Origin of the sequence: Campylobacter troglodytis (genome assembly GCF_006864425.1) — a bacterium.
GTDB classification, from domain to species: Bacteria; Campylobacterota; Campylobacteria; order Campylobacterales; family Campylobacteraceae; genus Campylobacter_D; species Campylobacter_D troglodytis.
The window spans coordinates 1-1,831 of record NZ_QHLI01000134.1 but is presented as its reverse complement, the minus strand read 5'-3'; the positions used below and the strand labels follow the sequence as shown (position 1 = coordinate 1,831).

General features: G+C 37.7%; 1 protein-coding gene. It reads left to right on the top strand.

Going from position 1 to position 1,831, the window contains the following annotated elements:
- A partial coding sequence (locus DMC01_RS12355; RefSeq protein ID WP_142694485.1) for a proline dehydrogenase family protein occupies positions 1-1,831 on the top strand: 1,831 nt, incomplete at both ends.

The window sequence follows — 1,831 nt, the reverse complement described above, 5'->3', positions numbered from 1 at the left end:
CCGTGCATTTCGCTCTAAAAATGCCTCTGTTAGCTTTGAGTTTATAGCTTATACCCTTGATAAATACGGCATAGCCGACTTTTTCACCCCCTTTGAGAAATTTTTACTGCTTAGCTTTTTGAATTTGGGCAAATTTGCGCCAACTCTAAGTGTGCCATTTTTCATAAAACACCTTCGAGATGATACAAAAACTATGGTCTTAGACGCCAATGAAGACTTTTTAAAGCCTCATATCTTAAAGAGAAAAGATGAAAATAAGATTATCTTAAATGTGAATTTAATAGGCGAGGAGGTCTTGGGCGAGGCTGAGAGTAAGCAACGCATACAAAAATATGAAGAGGCCTTAAAAAGCTCTTATATCACCTATATCTCCATAAAAATCACTACTATTTTTTCACAAATTAACATAATAGACTTTGAGTACTCCAAAAACGAGGTAGTAAAAAGGCTTGACGCACTTTATGCACTCGCACAAAGTGAGGAAAAAAGGCAAGGCATAGCTAAGTTTATAAATTTAGATATGGAAGAATTTAGAGACTTAGAGCTAACCGTGGCTGCTTTTATGCAAAGCATTGATAAGTTTGATATAAAAGCTGGAATCGTCCTTCAAGCCTATATACCTGATTCTTTTGAGTATCTTAAAAAGCTTTTTGAGTTTTCAAAACAAAGGGTTCAAAGTGGAAAAAAGCCCATAAAAATTCGCTTTGTCAAGGGTGCAAATATGGAAAGCGAGGAGACCATTTCAAGCCAAAGAGGCTGGGATCTTCCTACTTTTTCTCGCAAAATTGACACAGACAGCAATTACAACAAAATGCTTGATTTTATCTTGCAAGATGACAACTATAAATTCATAAACATAGGCATAGCCTCGCATAATATCTTTGAGTTAGCCTATGCTTACACAAAAATCAGCGAGCTAAATGCGCTTGAGTATTTTAGCTTTGAGATGCTAGAAGGAATGAGCCTTCAATGTGCTTATGAGCTTTCAAAGCTTCATCAGCTTGTCCTTTACGCTCCTGTTTGCGATGAGGCGCATTTTAATAACGCCATTGCGTATTTGGTTCGCCGGCTTGATGAAAACACAAGCGAGGATAATTTTATGCGTCATTTTTTTAATCTCAAAGTAAATTCTCCTTCTTACAAGCAGCAAGAAGAGCTTTTCTTAGCCTCCTTAAAGGGCATACAAAGCCTTGATAATTCCACTCGCAGAAAACAAGATAGGAACAAAAAAAGCGAGCTTAAAGCTGCTTTTGAAACGGGCATTTTTAAAAACGAGTCAGACACTGACTTTGTTTTGGCTCAAAATAGACTGTGGGCTAGCAAGATAAAAAAAGATTACGAGCATTTAAGTGGGCTTGAAATTTATCCTGTCATAGGCGAAACTATCAAAAAGGCAAATTTAAAAGAAGCTCAGATCTTTGATAAGATAAATAATGAACAAATAGCCACAGTGTATCAAGCAGGAGAAGAGGAGATAAAATTAGCACTAAAAGTGGCTTTAAATTCAAGCTTTAATCAAAGGCCCCACGAGGAAATTCATCGCATACTTGCAAAAGTAGCACAGAATTTAAGAGACAAAAGAGGGGAGCTAATAGGCATAGCAGCAAGAGAAACAGGAAAAAGCTTCTTAGAGCTTGATCCTGAGGTGAGCGAGGCTATTGACTTTGTGGAGTTTTACCCTCACTCTTTGCAAAAACTAAAAGAACAAAATTCACACACAAAATTCACACCAAAGGGCATAGGGGTTACCATAGCACCTTGGAATTTCCCCATAGGCATTTCTGTTGGGACCATCGCAGCCCCTCTTGCAGCTGGCAATGTAGTCATTTAC